Here is an 18023-nt window from a genome sequence, read left to right on the forward strand (position 1 = left end):
GAGCCGGTGAGGCCGGCAGTCATCCGCCGGGCGGGCCGTCCGGCCGCTCGCTCAGGGAGGCGAGAATCTCCCGCCGCACGGCGACCGTCGCCGTATGGCCCTGCGCCTGACGTTCGCGCGGCCGCGGCACGTCCAGCACCCGGCCGGTGCCCAGCAGCGCGACCCGGTCGCCCAGGAACAGCGCCTCGTCCACGTCGTGGGTGACGAAGACGACCGTGGCGTGGGTGCCGCGCAGCGCCGTGACCAGCAACTGCTGCATCCCGGCCCGGGTCTGGGCGTCGAGCGCACCGAACGGCTCGTCCATCAGGACGGCGCGCGGCCGCCCGGCCAGCGCGCGGGCCAGCTGGGCGCGCTGGCGCTGGCCGCCGGATACATGGTGCGGTAGCCGGCCGGCGTGTGCGGTGAGTCCGACCCGGGCCAGCCAGTCCTCGGCCCGCGCACGGCGCTCCGCGCGCGCCACGCCCCGGATCGCCAGCGGGAGTTCGACATTGGCCCGCAGCGTGCGCCAGGGCAACAGCGCGTCCTCCTGGAAGACCAGCGCCCGGTCGGCGGCCGGTCCTCCGACGGGACCGCCGTCCTGGCTCAACCGGCCGTCGAGCAGCGGCAGCAGACCCGCCAGGGTGCGCAGCAGGGTGGATTTGCCGCAGCCGGACGGCCCGACGACGGTGAGGATCTCACCCGGGGCGACATCGAGGTCCAGGCCGTGCAGTACGGGGGCGCCGGGCCGGCCGAGCACGGCATCGGCGAGGGTCAGCCGTACGCCGTGCGCGGGCGGGGAGGTGTGCGGGCGGGCCGCTGCGGTGCTGTCGATGCTGGTCACGATGGTTCTCGCGCTCCCTCTTGCGCTCGGCGGCCGGCCGTGTCGCCGCGCTGGATCTCGGTGTCGCCCGGTGCCGCGGTGTCCCGCTCCGGGCCGGCGCCCCGTGCCGGTTGGCCGGTCCGCGCAGCGCCGGCCGCCGGCCGCGCGGTCCGCCGCGGCCGACGGCCCGGATACCCGCTCGGGCCGGTCGCGGCGCGCGGCAGCCAGCGCGTCACACGCCGTCCCAGCACCTCCACGGCCGTGGAGGTGAGCCAGCCGAGCAGTCCGATGGTGGCCATCCCGACGAAGACGCCCGGGTAGTCGACGATCGTGTAGTCCTGCCAGGTGCGGTAGCCCACGCCGTACTCACCGGAGATCATCTCGGCGGAGATCACACAGATCCACGAGACGCCGATGCCCACCGACAGCCCGCCGAAGATCCCGGGCAGTGCCCCCGGCAGCACCACCGACCACAGGACCCGCCACCGGCCACCGCCCATGGTGCGCACCGCCTCCTCCCAGACGGGCGTCAGCGCCCGTACCGCGTGCCGGGTGGAGACCGTGACCGGGAAGAACGCCGCGGCGAACGTGATGAAGACGATGCCCTGCTCATTGCTGGGGAACAGCAGGATCGCCACCGGCACCAGCGCGATCGCCGGTATGGGACGCGCGACTTCCAGCAGCGGGCCGAGCAGATCGGAGACGAGGAGGGAGCGGGCGACGGCGGTGCCGGCGGCGACACCGAGGACGGCCGCGAGCGCGAAGCCGCCGATGATCCGGGTCAGGCTGTCGGTGAGGTCCTGCCAGTACGTGGGGCCGCCGAGTCGCTGCGCGAACTCGCGGGCGGTCTCGCCGACCGTCGGAAACTGCGAGAACCGCAGCCACAGAGTCACCTGGAACTGTGCGAGCAGCTGCCACAGCGCGAGCGCGGCCAGCACCGAGGCCGTACGCCGCCCGTAGCGGCCCCAGGGCCGGTGGCGCCGGCCCGCCCGGCCATCAGGAGCGGTGGCCGTCGGCGAGGTCGCCGTGCGGACGGCGGCGGGCGCGCTCATCGGGCCTGCTGCCATGCGGCGGCGTAGCTCACGGTGTGCGCCCCGGGGTGGTGCCGCGTCCATGCGGCGGCGGTGGCCGGGGTGGCGAAGGGCAGCAGCCGCGCGCCGTCGCGGACCCAGACCGACCGGTCGGCGAACCACCGGGTGCCGGTCGTCGTATCGGCCACGTACGCGGCCCGTACCGCTTCGTGGTGCGCGGCGACGAACCGCAGCAAGGCGCCCGCGTCGTCGAAGGAATGGGTGCGGTCCTCGCCCCGCAGCCACACCTCGTCGGCCGACGGATGGGCGGTGGAGCGCCGGGCCTTGGCGTACCCGCTGCCGTAACTCTGCCTGAGGTAGTGGTCGTCGACGAACGCCCCGACATCGACCGGCCCGGTCAGCTTGGCCGCCCGCAGCACCGAGACGTCCTTCTTCAGCGCGGCGACCAGCTGCGGTTTGAGAGTGGGGTCGAAGGTGGCGATGCCGCCCGCGCCGTTGTAGAGGTAGACGACCTCGGCCGGCAGCCCGGTGGCCTTGGCGACCTGCTGGGCAGCGTCGACCGGATGCGCCTGCAGCGCGCGGGTCGCGTCGCGCTGAGCGGCGAGGAACGCCTTCACCACCCCCGGATGACGGTCGGCGAAGCTGCCCCGCACGGTCACGCCGTGGAAGGTGGGCAGGCCGAGCGCTCCTCCGTCGTAGAGCGCCTGCGCCTTGCCCTGGAAGGCGAGCAGCCCCGGCCAGGCGACGAACTGCGAGAGCGCGTCCACACTGCCCGACTGGAGCGCGGAAGCCCCCACGGCCGGCTGCTGGTTGAGCTTGTGGATGTCCCGCTCCGGGTCGATCCCGGCCCGCTGCAGCGCCCGTACGAGGGTGCCGTCGGATGCCGAGCCGACGCTGCTGGAGATCTTCTTGCCCCGCAGGTCGGACAGCGAGCGCAGACCGGAACCGGGCGCGGTGACGATGGTGTTGAGCGCTCCACGCAGGTTGTAGCCGGTGACGGAGACCAGCCGGGTCGGGGCGCGCAGTTGCTTGCCGCGAGCGGCGTTGATGAGCAGCGGGAAGTCGCCCATCGAGCCGATGTCGACCTTCCCCGCGACCATCTGCGCGGTGATCGGCGCGCCGGTCGCGTAGTCCTGCCACACCACCTTGTACGTCTTGCCGTCGCGCTTGCCCTGGGCGCGCAGCTCGCGCTCGAAGTACCCGAGCGAGCGCAGCAGGGTGCCGGCGGTGACCGTGTTGATGGTCTTCGACTGGTAGCCGACGGTCACGGTGACGGTCGTGCCGTCCGAGGCGTCCGCGGTGGTGCCGCAGGCGGTGAGCGAGGACAGCAGGGCGGCAGCCGTGAGGGCCGCGGCGAGCGGGTTCCGGCGGGCCGTGCGGGGTGCGCGGCAAGCGGGTCCGGGCGGAGTCGGGTGGGCGCGGCCCGGCGCGGGCCGGGACGGATCAGGCAGGGACGGCATGGACGGAGAGCCTCTCATCGCAGCAAATAGGGCATGTTGACCGTGACGGCGCCGGTGGGACAGCGCGCGGCGCACGGGCCGCAGTACCAGCACTCGTCGACGTGCATGAACGCCTTGTTGCTGGCCGGATCGATGGCGAGCGAGTCGAGCGGGCACATGTCGACGCAGAGCGTGCAGCCGTCGATGCACTTGGACTCGTCGATGGTCACGGGCACATCGGTGCGCTGGGGCGCGAGAGCCATGAGGGTCTCCGGGGATCTCTGGGCGGCGGGGCGGCCGTATCGGGCAGGACGTGCGGGGGACGGGAGGCGAGGGGCGTGCGGGTGCGGCAAACGGGAACGGGGCGTCCGCGGAGGAATGCCGGATGAGCGACGAAACATCGGGCGTACGGGAGCAGGCGGGTCCGCGGTCGGACCGCCGGTGGACGGGACGGAACGGGCTCAGCGCATGCGGTGCAGCAGGCCCTGCATCGTGATGCGATCCCCGCGGAAGCGGATGAACTCCAGGTCGACGGGACAGCCGTCGGCGAGATGGGTGAGTCGTTCGAGCATCAGCACGGCCGCGCCGCGGGGAGCCTCCAGAACGGCAGCCGAGTGCGCATCCGCGCTGACCGCCTCAAGGGTGATCTCGGCCGTACCCAGCGGCTGTCCCGCGGTCTCCTCGATCAGCCGGAAGACGTCGTTGTTCTCCAGATCGGCATCGAGCAGCGGCAGGCCGATGTCCATCGGGATATAGGTGAGGTCCAGGGACAGCGGCACCCCGTCGAGGCGGCGCAGCCGTTCGACATAGAGCACCTCGGTACCCGGCCGGAGCCGCAACCGGTCCGCCACCGGACCCGGTGCGGCAACCGGGCTGATGGTGCGCACCTCGTTGGTGACCCGGCCGTGCGAGTGCAGGGTCTCGGCGAGGCCCCTCAACCGGTCGAGCGCATGCGGGTACTTCTGGCAGACCACCACCGTGCCCACGCCCGGCTGACGCGCCACGAGCTGCTCGGCGCGCAGCAGGTCGAGGGCCTGACGGACGGTGTTGCGGGAGGCGCCGAATTCCGCGCCGATCACGTCCTCGTGCGGCAGCACACCACGGGGGAACCGGCCCCCGAGCACCTGGTGGCGCAGCAGGTCGGCGAGCTGCCGGGCGCGGTCCGCGCGGAGCCTGCGGCGGCGCGCGGCCGCCACCGGACCCGTGTGCTGGGAGATGCGTTCGGCTGGCATGGGGGGACCATACCGACGGGGTCCCGGCAGTGGTGTTGCCACAACATTGCGCCACCGGCGCCCCCGCGGACGGCGGCTGTGACCTGCAGCTTCGGCACCCCGGAGGCGAGACCTGCCACCGCGCCGCCCGGATCCGAAGCCGTCGCCGGTGGGGCGTGGCAGCGCCGGTGTGCCGTGCCGGCAGAGCCTGGCAGTCAGTGCTCCGGCAGTGTCTCCTGCAGCCAGTCGAAGACGACGTCGCAGTGCTGCTGCGGGGCCATCGGGGAGCCAGGTTGCCCGCCATGCTCAGCCCGGTCAGCGCGATCCGGTCGGCGTCCACGTCAGCACGGGCGACCAGCCAGTCGAGGAGCGGCGTGACCACCGTCTCCCAGCGCGGCGTGAAGACCACCTTGACCCCGGGGCGGAAGAACCACACCGGCATGGGGGTCCTGCCGTACGGGACGTTCGCCGTCACCGGCACCGGTTCGCACTGGTTGCAGAACGCGTCCCAGGCGCGGCGCCCGGCCCGGTAGAGATCCTCTTCGCTGCCCGGGTTGTCGGAGCCGAGGACGAAGAACAGCGCCTGGGCGTAGCACTGGGCGGCCCGCAGCGCGCGCCGGCGCCTGGTCTGCCGGTCGGGCCTGCTGCCCTCGGGCGCCTTTGACAGCTGGTCGCCGAGCTTCTTGAAGGTATCGACGTACGTCTGCGCGGACAGGCCGGCCTTGTTGATCGTGTTCACGGCGGTGAGCACCTCGCCCACCTCGCTGCCGCTGAATCCGGCCGCACCGAGGGCCAAGAGCCCGCTGAAGTTGAACGACGGGTCCTTGAAGAGCGTCATCACCCCGGGTGCGGCGCCACCCGCGCCCGGCTGCCCGTCGGCTCACCGGCCCAGGTCTGCGGCCTTGATCTCGCGCCGGGCGAAGACGTCCTCGCGGCGTTCTTCCATCTGTCGCAGCGCCTCGCGGCGGTCCCGTTTCGAGAGCCGGTCGAGATACGTGTGTCCGAGGAGGTGATCGGTCTCGTGCTGCAGGCACCGGGCGAAATAGCCCATTCCCTCGATCACGAGGGGGTTGCCTTCCTTGTCGAATCCGCGCACGACGGCACGGTCGGTCCGGGGGACTGCCATGGCAGCACCAGGCACCGACAGGCACCCTTCGTCGTCGTCGATGAGCCGACGGCTGCCGTTATCGGGCTGGTCGAGAACGGGGTTGATGACGTGGCCCACATGCCGGATTCCGTACTCGTCCGGGCAGTCGTAGACGAACAGCCGCAGGTCGACACCGACCTGATTGGCAGCCAGACCGGCACCGTCTGCCACATGCATGGTCAGGAACATGTCGTCGATCAGCGCCGACAGCTCGGCGGTGCCGAACTCGGTCACCTCACGGCACGGACGGTGCAGGATCTCCTCGCCCACCACCGTGATCCGGCGCACGGAGCCCCGGGCGGCTTCCGGAGGCAGGGCCGGATACGAGTCGACCGGCTCACCCTGCACACGGACGCGCCGGTCGGCGGCGCGAGGTGGGTCGTGCGAAATGGACATGGCGGTTGCCCCCTTGGGATCGCGCAACCACCCCTTCGGCCCGAAGTCCGCTCGCCGAAGGGGTGGTTGCGAAGTTCTTTGCAAAGTAGCAGACTTTGCAAAGTGACCGAAGAAGACGTCAACCTCCCGGCAGGCCGGCCCTCCACGGCCGGTGAGGGACTGCGCGAGCACGAGGTCCGTACGGCCCTGCTCGACCTGCTCGCCGAGGTCGGAGCCGTCACGGCGACCGAAGCGGCCGCCCGGCTGGGCTACAGCTCCGGGCTCTGCTCATTCCATCTGCGGCAGCTCGCACGCCACGGACACATCGAAGAAGCCCCGCACAGCGGAGGCCGCGCACGCCCCTGGCGTCTGCGACGGCCCGCTCCCGCGTCCGATACGTCCGAGGACTTCGGCGACCTGGCCCGCGGCCTGGAGGACGAGAGCTGGCAGCACTGGCTCGAGCAACGAGAGCAGGCACCGGCCGAATGGCGCCGCGACGAAGCGTTCAGCGCCGTCGCCTATCTGACACCCGAGGAGATGAGCCGCATTGCGACGGTGATCCGAAGGGCGCTTGCCCCCTACCAGGACCGCGAGCAGCGACCTCTGGCCCGCCCCGAGGGCGCCCGGCCGGTTGCCCTCATCAGCCGGCTGTTTCCGCTGCTCCCCCACCCGACGGACGACCCGGGCGAGGGCTGAGAAGCCGAAGGCCGCGGCCCACCCCTCCGCGACTCGGCCACCGGCGCGTTCGCGCCTTACGTGACCTGCCCCGCTCCTTCCTCCGGCCCGCGACCGGTCGCCCGCTCGCGTCCCCAGGCGGCCAGCGGCTGCAGTGCTTCGTTGAGGCGCCTGCCGTCCTCGGCCAGCGAGTATTCGACGCGGGGCGGCACCTCCTCGTAGGAAACGCGGTGCACGACGCCATCCGCTTCCATCTCGCGGAGATGAGACGCCAGCACCTTCTCGGTGATCCCCGGAAGCAGCCGACGCAGCTCGCCGAAGCGACGGCAGGGGTACTCGTGGAGCGCCCAGAGGATCAGCACCTTCCACTTGCCGCCGATCACCTCCATCGCGGTGTCGATCCCGCAGGCGTGCCCGTCCGATGTCACCGGCCGGTTCACTGTCGTCATGCCCCACCCCTCTGACCTGCTCGCTCACCCCGGGGTAAGCACCCACTCCAAAGTGCGTACTTGATCATCTCCGGGCCTGTGACCAGCCTAATCGGCATGGCACAGAACACTGTTGAGAAGACCGCCGTCACGCTGCTGGGCCTCGGCGCGATGGGTACCGCACTGGCCCGGACCTGGCTCGCCGCCGGCCACCCCGTCACCATCTGGAACCGCACCCCGGCCCGCGCCGCGGCGCTCACCGCCCAGGGTGCGACCGTCGCGGACAGCGCCGCCGCAGCGGTCGCGGCGAACACCCTGGTCGTCGTCTGTCTGTTGGACGACGCCTCGGTCGACGAGGTGCTGGACGGCACCGACCTGGCCGGTGTCGACCTCGTCAACCTGACCACCAGCACTCCGGCCCAGGCCCGCGCCCGCGCCGAGTGGGCCCATAAGCGCGGCGCCCGCTACCTGGACGGCGGGATCATGGCCGTCCCTCCCATGATCGGCGCCCCCGAAGCCGGCGGCTACGTCTTCTACAGCGGCTCACGGGAGCTGTTCGAGCGGCACCAGGAGACGCTGGGCGTTCCGGCCGGCACCACCTACGTCGGCGAGGACGCGGGCTTCGCGGCCCTGCACGACGTGGCCCTGCTCAGCGCCATGTACGGGATGTTCGCCGGCGCCGCCCACGCCTTCGCCCTGATCCGCAAGGAGGACATCGATCCCGCCTCGCTCGCCCCACTGCTCGCCGACTGGCTCATCGCGATGGCCCCGGCGGTTCACCAGACCGCCGACCAGCTGCGCAGCGGCGACTACACCACGAATGTCGTCTCCCCGCTCGCCATGCAGGTGGCCGGCACGCCGACCTTCCTGAGCACCGCCGAGCAGCAGGGCGTCAGCCCGGAACTGCTCAGCCCCTACTTCGCGCTGATGCGCCGCCGCCTGGCCGTGGGCAGCGGCAAGGAGGACCTGACGGGCGTGATCGACCTGCTGGTGCACTGACCGGCGGCTTGCCGCCCGGAGGTGAACGTGCTGGTCGCAGTCCCCATTGAAGGGCTGCGACCAGCACGTTCACCACGCACTCGGCGCTTCACCGGAGGGACCGTCGGCGCGCCCGCGGGGACGGCCCCTCGCGACCGGGCGCGGCCGATCAGTGACACCGGCGGGAGTTGAGCCGGGCGGCCTGGCGCATCAGATGGTCGCGCTCGGCGAGGTTGGGCGCCTTGTGGGCCGCCTCGGCGTACAGCCGTGCCGCCGTCGCCAGGTCGCCGTCGCGCTCGTGCAGGTACGCGGCCACCGCGGAGTAACGGGGCAGAGAAGCGTCCAGCTCCGTGAGCGCCGCCAGCCCGGCGCGCGGTCCGTCGGCCTCGCCGACCGCCACCGCACGGTTGAGCCGGACGACAGGGCTGTCCGTCAGGCGCGCGAGCTCGTCGTACCACTCGACGATCTGCACCCAGTCGGTCTCCTCGGCGGTAGGCGCGTCGGCGTGGAGCGCCGCGATGGCGGCCTGCGCCTGGAACTCGCCCAGCCGGTCGCGGGCGAGCGCCGCCTGCAGGATCTGGACGCCCTCGGCGATCGACGCGGTGTCCCACCGGCCGCGGTCCTGCTCGGCCAGCGGCACCAGGCTGCCGTCGGGCGCGGTCCGGGCGGCGCGCCGGGCGTGGTGGAGCAGCATCAGGGCGAGCAGCCCCGCCACCTCGGGGTGATCGATCGCGGCCGCGAGCTGCCGGGTGAGCCGGATGGCCTCGGCGGCGAGGTCGACGTCGCCGGAGTAGCCCTCGTTGAAGACCAGGTAGAGGACGCGCAGCACGGTGGCGACATCGCCGGGCCGGTCGAACCGCACACCGGAGACGGTGCGCTTGGCCCGGCTGATCCGCTGCGCCATGGTCGCCTCGGGCACCAGGTAGGCCTGGGCGATCTGGCGGGTGGTCAGCCCGCCGACGGCGCGCAGCGTGAGCGCGACCGCGGACGCCGGCGTCAGCGACGGGTGGGCGCACAGGAAGTAGAGCTGGAGCGTGTCGTCCACCGCGGCCGCGGGCCCGGGGGCCGGCTCCTCGTCGACGAGCTCCTCACGCCGGCGCCGGGCGACATCCGCCCGGGTCGCGTCGAGGAACCGGCGCCAGGCCACGGTGATCAGCCAGCCCTTCGCGTCCCGCGGCTGATCGGCCGGCCAGACGCGGAGCGCCTCGACGAGCGCGTCCTGCACGGCGTCCTCGGCCGCCGCGAAGTCGGCTCCGCGGCGGACGAGGACGGCGAGCACGCTCGGCGTGAGGCTTCTCAGCAGGGCCTCGTTCATCGATGAGGGCACTCCGTGGTGGCGGGCGTCGCGGCCAGGAACGGGCGCACCTCGAGCCACTCGTGGATCGGCTTCCCGCCCGCCCCAGGGGCGGCCGACAGCTCCCCGGCCAGCTCGACGGCGCGCTCGTAGCTGTCGACGTCGATCACCATCCAGCCGGCGATGAGGTCCTTGGTCTCGGCGAACGGGCCGTCGGTGACCGGCGGACGCCCCTCGCCGTCGTACCGGACCCACGCCCCCTCGGGGGCGAGCGCCTGACCGTCGACGAATTCGCCGGTCTTCTCGAGCCGGGCCGCGAAGTCGTTCATGTACTGGATGTGTGCGGAGATCTCCTCCGGCGTCCACCGGTCCATCGGCACGTCGTTCGCCGAAGCCGGGGCGCCGCGGTAGTGCTTGAGCAGCAAGTACTTGGCCATGGTGTGTCTCCTCGGTGCGGGTGCGACCCATTCTGGTCGCGTTCACAGCGGGGACGGAGCCAGCCACGGATTCTCGACATCGCCGTCCGAAATTTTTTCGGGCTCTTTCCGACGAGCCGGGGAGCGCCGTCTCGCGCGGCAAACGCAGCCAAGCCCACGGGCTGCCCCCGGCGCCGCCGCCCGTGGCTGGGGAGGGGCGTCCGACACTCACACTCCCGCCGGTCCCGCCCCCGCCCCGTCCCGGTGCCGCTCCGCCACCGCACCGATTCAGACGCCGACACCGAGGACCAGCTTGCCGGTGGTCTGTCCGGACTCGATGCGGCGGTGTGCCTCGATCGCGCGGTCCAGCGGCAGAGCCTCGACCTGCACCCGCAGGGTTCCCTGTGCCGCGGCCCGGACCGCCCGGCGCAGGGCCTGCCCGGCGTCCTGGGGGAAGGCCGCGGAGAAGGCGGCGAGGTTGAACCCGGAGACCGTCTTGTTGGTGAACCACAGGTGGTTGGCAGACATCCCGACGTCTTCAGCGCCCGAGGCGTTGCCCATCACCACCAGGCGTCCCATGGGGGCCAGGCGGTCCAGACTGGCGGTGCGGGCGGGGCCGCCGACCATGTCGACGACGATGTCGAACTCGCCCGCCTCGGCGACCTGGTCGCGCAGGATCACCTCGTCGTAGCCGAAGCCCTTGGCCGTCTCGATCTTCGCCTCGCTGCCGACCGTTCCGACCACGCGGCCGGCGCCCAGCAGCCGGGCGGCCTGGCCGAGCTGGCTGCCCACACCGCCCGCGGCGGCATGGACCAGGACCCGGTCACCGGGCTCGATGCGCGCCACGCGGTCCAGGACGAGGAACGCGGTGGTGCTGTTGGAGGGAAGGGCCGCGGCGACGTCGAGTCCGATGTCGAGACCGTCCAGCGGGGCGACGAGGTCCGCGGAGGTGACCGCCACCTCCGCGTAGCCGCCGCTGTCGACGATCGTCAGTGCGGCCACCGGCTGGCCGACCCTCAGATCCGTCACGCCTTCGCCGAGCGCACGGATGCGGCCGGAGACCTCGATGCCGGGCACGAAGGGCAGCGGCACGTCCACCACGCCGCGGCGGTAGAGGACCTCGGCGAAGTTGGCGCCCGCATAGGCCACGTCGATGGCCACCTGGCCGGGGCCCGGCTCCGGGATCGGCATCTGCGCGACGCGGAGCACCTCGGCCTCGCCGAAGCTGGGGATGGTCACTGCCGTCATCTGCGTGTCGTTGCTGTTCATGCTGTCCCTGTCCATGCTGTTGCTGTTCATGGCAGTGATTCTGTTCGGGTGTCACGACGGCCGGCAGTGTCGGCTCATCCTGGGTGTGACACCACCAGGCTGTGCGCACCCATCAGCCGCTCCAGCCGCTCCTGGGTGTCGGTGCCCGGACGGGGGTTGTGCAGGATCAGGTGATGGCCGGGCAGTTCGGGCAGCGGCAGCAGGGTGGCGTCGAAGACCAGCGTCCCGGCGTCGGGGTGGTCGACCGCCTTGACCGCGGTGGTGTGCTCGGCCACGTCGTGACGGCTCCACAGCTCGGCGAACTCCGTGCTGCTCTGCGCCAGCTCCTCGGCGATGCGGTCGAACTCCGGGTCCTCGGGGTAGCGCGCGGCATCGGCACGGAAACCGGCGACCACGTACGGGGCGGTCTCGGCCCAGCGCTGGTGCAGAACCCGGTAGCGGACGTTGCTGAAGTACGACACCAGACAGTTGTGGTCGCTCTCGCCGTAGCCGAAGACGATGCGTGCGGCGTCGTTGATGTCCGTGAAGTTCCAGTGCCGGTCACGGATATAGCCGGGCCGCGGCGACCAGGCGTCCAGCAGCCGCCGCACCTGTGGCGGCGCGGGCACGGACGGCGCCGCGGCGACCTGCGGCGGGTTGAGGCCGGCCAGCCGGTACAGATGCGCATGCTCGGTCGAATCCAGCAGCAGCACCCGCGCGATGGCATCGAGGACATCCTCCGACACCTTGATGTCGCGCCCCTGCTCCAGCCACGTGTACCAGGACACCCCGACCCCGGCGAGCACCGCGACCTCCTCGCGACGCAGCCCCGGCGTCCGCCGCCGCCCGCCCTCCGGCATACCGACATCCGCAGGCGAGACCCGAGCCCGACGGCTGCGCAGAAACTCACGAAGCTCGACGCGACGACGGTCACGGGACACAGCAGAACGATCAGCGGTCATGCCGTCCAGCCTAAACAGGGCCCTTGGGTGACTCGGACCGACGGTCGACATGTTCCGCGTACCACCAACGTCGGTCTGTAGGGGGCGGGACCGTCGAAAGGCAGCGGGCCGCCGCGGTACCGGGCTCGCTCCCGGGGCATCGCCCCACCAGGTGAGGCGATGCCCTAGGGGACGAGCTCCGGTCGCCGCGGCGTCGCTCAGGAAGCCAGGCCGAGGCTCTTCTTGGCCAGCTCGAACGCCGGGAGCATCGCCTTGTGCTCCTCCGCGTCGAGCCCGCCGAGATGGATGACCACGCCACCTTGCTTGGTCATCACGGCCAGCGCGCGTTCGGGCTTCGCCTCGCCGACGGACGGGTCGGCGACGGTGTAGCTGGCCTCGGTGGCGGACAGGCCACCGGCCTTGACCTCGTGGAACTTGACCTTGCTCGCGAAGTGCTCGGCGGCAACGAACTTCTCCAGCAGGGCGCGGGAGGTGCCGCCGGGCGCGGCGCTGTCCTTGGTGCCGGACCACACGGTGAGGAAGCCGATGTGCCCGGCGGGCTTGGCGTCGACCTCGCAGGCGGGCGTGACCGGCCCCTGATGGCCGAGCGGACCCATCTGATCCACCGTCTTCTGCGTGATGGCCTCCGCCTCCCAGGACGTCGCGAGGGTGAAGTGCACCGGCAGCGCGCACGCCGTGCCCTTGTCGCCGAGCTTCTTCACGGCGACCTTCTTCTTCGCCGCCCTCTCCCCGTCTACGTCCTTGTCCCCATCCCCGCCGAACGAACAGCCGCTGAGCACGCTCACCGCGACCACCGCACCCGCTACGGCCTGCGACATCTTGCGCATTCCGGAAATCCCCTACCTCTGAGCATGAACTTTCGAAAATTCGCCGCAGCTTATACGACAACTTCGATCTCGAACCACGTTGTCTCGCGGATGCCGCGGAGCCGGTGCGCGCCGTGTACCGCCCCGGCAACCGCAGCCGCTGTCCTCATGGTTGACGACGTCACCTGAGAGGCGATGTGCACCACCACGGGCGAACGCCGCCACTCCTGCCCGATTCCGGGCAGAAATGTGGACGTTTCGCGACTCCCGACCTAGGGTGATCGCTCATGATCACCCTGGACGCAATAGGGACTTTCGCCCTGATAGTGGGACTCCTGACGCTCACTCCCGGACTGGATACCGCACTCATCCTGCGCACCGCGGCGCTCGGGCGCCGCCGTCGTGCCTGGGGCGTCGTCCTCGGCATTCAGAGCGGCACGCTGATCTGGGGCGTGCTCACCTCGCTCGGTGTGACCGCGCTGCTGACCGCTTCGCACCTCGCGTACGAGATTCTTCGTTGGGTCGGAGCCGCGTACCTGGTGTGGATGGGCGGCAGGCTGCTGCGGGCCACCTGGCGCCCCTCACCGAGCGAGAGCCCCCAGACGGAGGGGGCCGGGAGCCCGACCGGTACCGGGACCGAGGCCAAGGCCAGGACAGGCAAAGGCGACACCCTGCTGGGCGGCTGGCGGCAGGGGTTCGTCACCAATCTCCTCAACCCGAAGATGGGCGCCTTCTACGTTGCGGTCCTCCCGCAGTTCATCCCCGCCGGCGCCCCGCACCTCGCTCCCGGCGTGATCCTGGCCGGAGTGCACATCGTCCTGGCCGTCGTCTGGGCGTGCGTGCTGATCGCTTTCGCGCACCTGCTCCGAGACCGCCTGCAACGGCCCTCGGCCCGCCGCTACCTCGACCGCATCACCGGCACGGTCATCGCCGCCTTCGGCATCCGGCTCGCGCTGGGAGGGTGAGGGACCGGAGGGCCCCCACCGCAAGGCCGCGGACAGCCGGGGAACGGGCGACCCGCGTACCGAAGCCCGACTCCCGACAGGCCCTCCCTACGCTCGCATGCCCCCGTCCACCCGCAGGACCGTCCCCGTCACGTAGGAGGACCGGTCGCTGAGGAGCCAGGCGGCGGCCTGGGCGATCTCGTCCGGATCGGCGGCGCGACCCAGCGGGGTCTGCGCGTTGAGCTGATCGATGGTGCCGGGGGACTTCTCGTCCCACTCGTGCAGCATCTCGGTGAGCGTGGTGCCGGGCGCGATGGCGTTGACGCGGATACCTTCCGGGCCGTACGTGGCGGCCGCCGACTCGGTGAGGCTGTTGACCGCCCGCTTCGCCGCGCCGTACGCGGGCAGCTGCGGGTTGGCCATCAGGCTGCCGACGCTGGAGGTGTTGACGATGGCTCCGCGCCGCGCGGTGGCCCGGATGGCGGCGATCTCGGCGGTCATGGCCAGCCACGGTCCCTTGAGGTTGACGGCGTAGACATGATCGAAATCGGCCTCCGGCAGCTGGTCCATCGGGCCGGGCGGCTGGCCCGTCGCTCCGTTGTTGAAGGCCACGTCGAGCCGGCCGTACAGCTCCACGGTCCGGTCGACGGCGGCACGGATGCTCGCCGGGTCGGCCAGGTCGCACACCACGTAGTCCGCGGTGCCGCCGGCCGTCCGGATCTCCTCGGTGACGGCCTTGAGCTGCGTTTCCGTGCGTGCCGCCAGCAGCACCCGGGCACCCTCCCGGGCGAACAGCCGCGCCGATGCGGCGCCGATGCCGCGACCGGCACCGGTGATGAAGGCGACCTTGTCGGTGAGCAGGCCCGAGGTCGTGAGGGACATGATCGGTGTGTCGTTCATGCCGACGAGCCTGCGACCGGCCGCCCCGCTCATCCAGGCACCGGCAGTACCTGGCTGGGCGCTCTGGTGCCCGCGCACACTGGAGAGGTGGATCGACGAGTACGACAAGAGCTTGGTGCCTTCCTGCGCAGCAGGCGCGAACGCATCACCCCCGCCGACGTGGGGCTGCCCGCCGGGGCGCGCCGCCGCACCCCGGGACTGCGTCGCGAGGAGGTGGCACAGCTGGCGTTCATCTCGACCGAGTACTACGCGCGGCTGGAGCAGGCCCGCGCCCCACACCCCTCCCGCGAGGTGCTGGCCCAACTCGCCCGCGCGCTGCGCCTGTCCGACGCCGAGCGCGACCACCTCCACCACCTCGCCGGTACCCCGCCCGGACCGCCGCGCGGGCCTTCGCGCGAGGTGCGGCAGAGCATCGCCGACCTGCTGCACCGGCTGCCGGAGGCCGCGGCGATCGTGATGTCGGCGACGTACGAGGTCATCGCCTGGAACGACCTGGCCGCCGCCCTGATGGAGGACTTCTCCGCCCTGTCCCGCCGCGACCGGAATCTCATCCGGCGCGCCTTCCTCGGCCCGTACCGGCACGGCCGAAGGCTGTACGGCGTCTCGGACGCGGACGAGTTCGCCCGGACCTCGGCCCAGCACCTGCGCGCCGCCGCGGCGCGCTACCCCCACGATCCGGAGGTGACCGGTCTGGTCGAGGAACTCCGCGCCGGCAGCGAGGAGTTCGCCCGGCTCTGGGCCTCCCACGATGTGACCGCCCGTCCCACCCTCTGCAAGACCTTCGAGCACCCCCTCGTCGGCCCCGTCACCGTCAGCTGCGACGTCCTGGACATCGCCGACCGGGACCAGCAAGTCGTCATCTACACCGCCGCCCCCGGCTCGCCGTCGGCAGAGGCACTGCGGCTGCTCTCGGTCGTCGGCACCCAGCGCATGGGCGTGCCCGGCTGATCCGACTCCAGCCGTGATCAAGACGTGGGGCGTCGCTCCGGAGGCGAGTACGGGGCACTGCGCGAGGCCGGGACCGGAAACCAAGATCGGAAGGGCTCAGAAGGGTACGGCCAGCCCGGCCTCGCGCAACTTGTGCAGTGCTCTGCCCATGCACTCCGCGACCGAGCGCCCATCTGCCCGCATTCCGTCAACCAGCGGTCCACCGCCGGCGGCGAATGTCCATGCCGGCCGGCCTTCCCGCATGCGCTCCGCGTCGACCCGGATCATGGCCCCCACGCCCTGCTCGCCGAGCCACTCCAGGATGAGCAGCGTCGCATCCTCGACGCCACTGTCCGCGGCCGGCTTGGGGTACCGCCCCTTCGCCCTGGTCATGGCCGCAACCCTACCGACGTTCCGTGAGGTCCGGTCAGGAGCCGTCGAGCCGGGCGACGCCGCAGATCGACCGGCGGAAGCACCACGACCGCCCGACGCGACCTCCACGCTGCGGTTCCCGTTCGCCGTGACCGGCACTGATCACCGATCGCGATCGGTGCGTGCGCGGATCGCTCATTGGTCGACGGCAGAGATCGCGGTTGGCTGAGGACATCACCACCAACCGCGGGGCCCACAGGGGCTCATGAGGAGGAACCCGCCATGCCCAGCTTGGACGTCAACGACACCACCCTTTACTACGAGGACGAGGGGACCGGCCCCGCGCTGCTGTTCCTGCACGGCTGGGGCACCAGCGCCCGGACCTGGGGCGCGCAACTCCCCGACTTCACGCAGGACCACCGGGTGGTCACGGTCGACTGGCGGGGCTGCGGCCGCTCGGCCCGTCCGGTGCAGGGCAATACCACCCCCGGAGTCGTCAGCGACGTGGAGGCCTTGATCGGGGCGCTGCGCCTGGACCGGCCGGTGGTCATCGGCTCGTCGATCGGCGGGGTGTTCGCCACCGAACTGGGGCTCCGACGCCCGGAGTTGATCGGAGGCGTGATCCCGGTGGGCGCGCCGGGCTACTGGCCGACGGCGGAGGCTCAGGCGGAGCTGGTGGCGGATCTGCGCCGCGACCGGGCCGGCACGGCCGCCGACTGGGTGCCTACCTGGTACGCGCCGGGCACCTCGCCCGCGCTGATCGACTGGACGGTCCGGCAGATGCTCGACTCCGGCGTCTACATCGACGAGCACCAGGCCACCGCCCCTGGCTACGACCCGCGCCCGACGCTGCCCGCGCTGCAGGTGCCGATCCACTACCTCCACGGTGAACTGGACCTGATTCCGCTCGAGGTCCCCCGGACCTGCGCCGCGCTCACCCCGGGCGCCGAGGTCACCGTCATCACCGGTGCCGGCCACATGCCGCACCAGGAGCGCCCCGACGCCTTCAACGCCGCGCTACGCGCCGCACTCGCCCGGCTGGCACCCGTCGCCTGAACGCCCGGCACTGACCTGCCCGCCACTCTTGGCGACCCCGAGGACCACTCTGCTCCGGTCAGGTCGTGAGGGCAGCGACGATGGCGATCACGCAGCTGGCGAGTGCGACGTAGAAGATGCCCTTGGCGATGCGGAGCTGGGCGGAGACGGCTGTGGGCCTGGCCTGGCGGTTCCATGCCGTGCCGTGGGCGAGCGCCGGCACCCCGAAGAGCAGACAGCACAGCGCGAGGCAGGTCCCGGCGAGCCAGCCCAGGAAGCAAGCGGGGCTTATGACGTAGTAGGTCCACGGGGCGCGGGCCACGGCGACCCGCCGGCCCACCGCGTACTCCGGTTCGACCACCGCGTCAACGGCGACCGTCCTGCCGTCGTCCGAGCGGAAGGTGCCCTCGGAAGAGGTGTTGGTGCCCCGCGAACTGTAGCTGCGCTCGTAGCCGTCCACGGTCAGCGTTCCCTGCGTTCCGGCGAGGCCCGAGGCGTACGGGAGAGCGGCGACACAGAAGCCGCCGAGAAGGCAGGCCATCAGCAGCATGACCGCACCGCCGAACCGCACTTTCGCCCCCGATGGCTTGATCCTGTCCGGCCTTCCCACCAGTCCCTCCCTGCAGGCGCTCTCCTCGAAATCAGTGTAGGCAGCGGCCGACGCGGCCCGACCGCGGCCTCGGGCCTCGCCGTGACGCACCCCGTCTGCGACGGCCTGGGGCACAGGTCGACTTATGGGAGAGGCGAGCCGCATTGGTCCCCCAACGAGTGGTTTACGTTTCTCGTCCGTGTGAACACACTTCCGCTGTGTCGCTTGTATGCCAAGAGTGATGCGCGATGAGCACACAGAAGATGAGCGCAGACGACATGAGCGCACAGGACATGAGCACTCCGGACGTCAACATTCCGGACGTCAACATTCCGGCCACAAACAACCCGCACCACGCAATCAACACGCACAGCGCGAACGTATCGAGCCGGGAGCAACCACTCGCTAGCGATACTTCAACCACCTCGCACCCCTTACCTCCCTCGC

The 18023-nt window shown here is 71.6% G+C and carries 21 protein-coding genes; 6 read left to right on the forward strand and 15 right to left on the reverse strand.

What is annotated here, in order from left to right:
- Positions 1-19: 19 nt before the first annotated feature.
- From AC5677_RS39920 to AC5677_RS39940, 5 genes are all read right to left on the reverse strand, one after another.
- Positions 20-811, reverse strand: coding sequence for an ABC transporter ATP-binding protein (locus AC5677_RS39920; RefSeq protein WP_497196931.1), 792 nt, complete (start codon positions 809-811; stop codon positions 20-22).
- Positions 812-816: 5 nt separating this feature from the next.
- Complete coding sequence (locus tag AC5677_RS39925) at positions 817-1851, reverse strand: ABC transporter permease (protein WP_497192739.1); 1035 nt, start codon at positions 1849-1851, stop codon at positions 817-819.
- Positions 1848-3290 (reverse strand): ABC transporter substrate-binding protein, encoded by a 1443-nt coding sequence (locus tag AC5677_RS39930; protein ID WP_497192740.1) that lies wholly within the window; start codon positions 3288-3290, stop codon positions 1848-1850. Before AC5677_RS39930 ends, AC5677_RS39925 begins: the two co-directional genes overlap by 4 nt.
- A gap of 14 nt (positions 3291-3304) precedes the next feature.
- A complete protein-coding gene (locus AC5677_RS39935; protein ID WP_403514869.1) occupies positions 3305-3532 on the reverse strand; it encodes a 4Fe-4S dicluster domain-containing protein in 228 nt (75 codons plus the stop codon).
- A 198-nt stretch (positions 3533-3730) separates the two neighbouring features.
- Entirely contained in the window at positions 3731-4501 is a 771-nt protein-coding gene (locus AC5677_RS39940) for a GntR family transcriptional regulator (RefSeq protein WP_497192741.1), read from the reverse strand.
- 353 nt (positions 4502-4854) lie between these two features.
- Between AC5677_RS39940 and AC5677_RS39945 the strand changes: the two genes are divergently transcribed.
- Positions 4855-5013, forward strand: coding sequence for a hypothetical protein (locus tag AC5677_RS39945; protein WP_497192742.1), 159 nt, complete (start codon positions 4855-4857; stop codon positions 5011-5013).
- Positions 5014-5360: 347 nt separating this feature from the next.
- Here the strand turns inward: AC5677_RS39945 and def are convergent, their stop codons facing one another.
- Entirely contained in the window at positions 5361-6023 is a 663-nt protein-coding gene (gene def, locus AC5677_RS39950; RefSeq protein WP_497192743.1) for a peptide deformylase, read from the reverse strand.
- Positions 6024-6125: 102 nt separating this feature from the next.
- On the opposite strand from def, the gene AC5677_RS39955 reads away from it, so the two are divergent.
- The gene (locus AC5677_RS39955) at positions 6126-6698 is read left to right on the forward strand and encodes an ArsR/SmtB family transcription factor (protein WP_497192744.1); all 573 of its coding nucleotides are present in this window, start codon (positions 6126-6128) and stop codon (positions 6696-6698) included.
- A gap of 56 nt (positions 6699-6754) precedes the next feature.
- Here AC5677_RS39955 and AC5677_RS39960 read toward each other — a convergent pair whose 3' ends face one another.
- Positions 6755-7126, reverse strand: a complete 372-nt coding sequence (locus AC5677_RS39960) for a winged helix-turn-helix transcriptional regulator (protein ID WP_497192745.1) — start codon at positions 7124-7126, stop codon at positions 6755-6757.
- Between the two features lie 96 nt (positions 7127-7222).
- Between AC5677_RS39960 and AC5677_RS39965 the strand changes: the two genes are divergently transcribed.
- Entirely contained in the window at positions 7223-8104 is an 882-nt protein-coding gene (locus AC5677_RS39965; RefSeq protein WP_497192746.1) for an NAD(P)-dependent oxidoreductase, read from the forward strand.
- 148 nt (positions 8105-8252) lie between these two features.
- On the opposite strand, the gene AC5677_RS39970 is transcribed toward AC5677_RS39965, so the two are convergent.
- The 5 genes from AC5677_RS39970 to AC5677_RS39990 form a co-directional block, all read right to left on the reverse strand.
- Entirely contained in the window at positions 8253-9398 is a 1146-nt protein-coding gene (locus AC5677_RS39970) for an RNA polymerase sigma factor (RefSeq protein ID WP_497192747.1), read from the reverse strand.
- Positions 9395-9814, reverse strand: a complete 420-nt coding sequence (locus AC5677_RS39975; RefSeq protein WP_497192748.1) for a YciI family protein — start codon at positions 9812-9814, stop codon at positions 9395-9397. The genes AC5677_RS39970 and AC5677_RS39975 overlap by 4 nt, the downstream gene beginning before the upstream one ends.
- A 267-nt stretch (positions 9815-10081) precedes the next feature.
- The gene (locus AC5677_RS39980; RefSeq protein ID WP_497196932.1) at positions 10082-11062 is read right to left on the reverse strand and encodes a quinone oxidoreductase family protein; all 981 of its coding nucleotides are present in this window, start codon (positions 11060-11062) and stop codon (positions 10082-10084) included.
- Between the two features lie 74 nt (positions 11063-11136).
- Positions 11137-12054, reverse strand: coding sequence for a helix-turn-helix transcriptional regulator (locus tag AC5677_RS39985; RefSeq protein ID WP_497192749.1), 918 nt, complete (start codon positions 12052-12054; stop codon positions 11137-11139).
- Positions 12055-12200: 146 nt separating this feature from the next.
- The gene (locus AC5677_RS39990; RefSeq protein ID WP_497192750.1) at positions 12201-12830 is read right to left on the reverse strand and encodes a lipoprotein; all 630 of its coding nucleotides are present in this window, start codon (positions 12828-12830) and stop codon (positions 12201-12203) included.
- Positions 12831-13096: 266 nt separating this feature from the next.
- Between AC5677_RS39990 and AC5677_RS39995 the strand changes: the two genes are divergently transcribed.
- Positions 13097-13774, forward strand: a complete 678-nt coding sequence (locus tag AC5677_RS39995; protein ID WP_497192751.1) for a LysE family translocator — start codon at positions 13097-13099, stop codon at positions 13772-13774.
- Positions 13775-13861: 87 nt separating this feature from the next.
- Here the strand turns inward: AC5677_RS39995 and AC5677_RS40000 are convergent, their stop codons facing one another.
- Entirely contained in the window at positions 13862-14653 is a 792-nt protein-coding gene (locus AC5677_RS40000) for an SDR family NAD(P)-dependent oxidoreductase (protein ID WP_497192752.1), read from the reverse strand.
- An 87-nt stretch (positions 14654-14740) separates the two neighbouring features.
- On the opposite strand from AC5677_RS40000, the gene AC5677_RS40005 reads away from it, so the two are divergent.
- The gene (locus AC5677_RS40005) at positions 14741-15601 is read left to right on the forward strand and encodes a helix-turn-helix transcriptional regulator (protein ID WP_497192753.1); all 861 of its coding nucleotides are present in this window, start codon (positions 14741-14743) and stop codon (positions 15599-15601) included.
- A gap of 96 nt (positions 15602-15697) precedes the next feature.
- On the opposite strand, the gene AC5677_RS40010 is transcribed toward AC5677_RS40005, so the two are convergent.
- Positions 15698-15973: a hypothetical protein gene (locus AC5677_RS40010; RefSeq protein ID WP_497192754.1), complete on the reverse strand. Its 276-nt coding sequence runs from the start codon at positions 15971-15973 to the stop codon at positions 15698-15700.
- A gap of 261 nt (positions 15974-16234) precedes the next feature.
- Here AC5677_RS40010 and AC5677_RS40015 point away from each other — a divergent pair, with 261 nt between their 5' ends.
- A complete protein-coding gene (locus tag AC5677_RS40015; protein WP_497192755.1) occupies positions 16235-17008 on the forward strand; it encodes an alpha/beta fold hydrolase in 774 nt (257 codons plus the stop codon).
- 58 nt (positions 17009-17066) lie between these two features.
- Here the strand turns inward: AC5677_RS40015 and AC5677_RS40020 are convergent, their stop codons facing one another.
- Positions 17067-17597 carry a hypothetical protein gene (locus tag AC5677_RS40020; RefSeq protein WP_497192756.1) on the reverse strand — a complete coding sequence of 177 codons (531 nt, stop codon included), beginning with the start codon at positions 17595-17597 and terminating at the stop codon, positions 17067-17069.
- Positions 17598-18023 lie beyond the last annotated feature (426 nt).

This window comes from Streptomyces sp. JLSY215, from assembly GCF_059682825.1.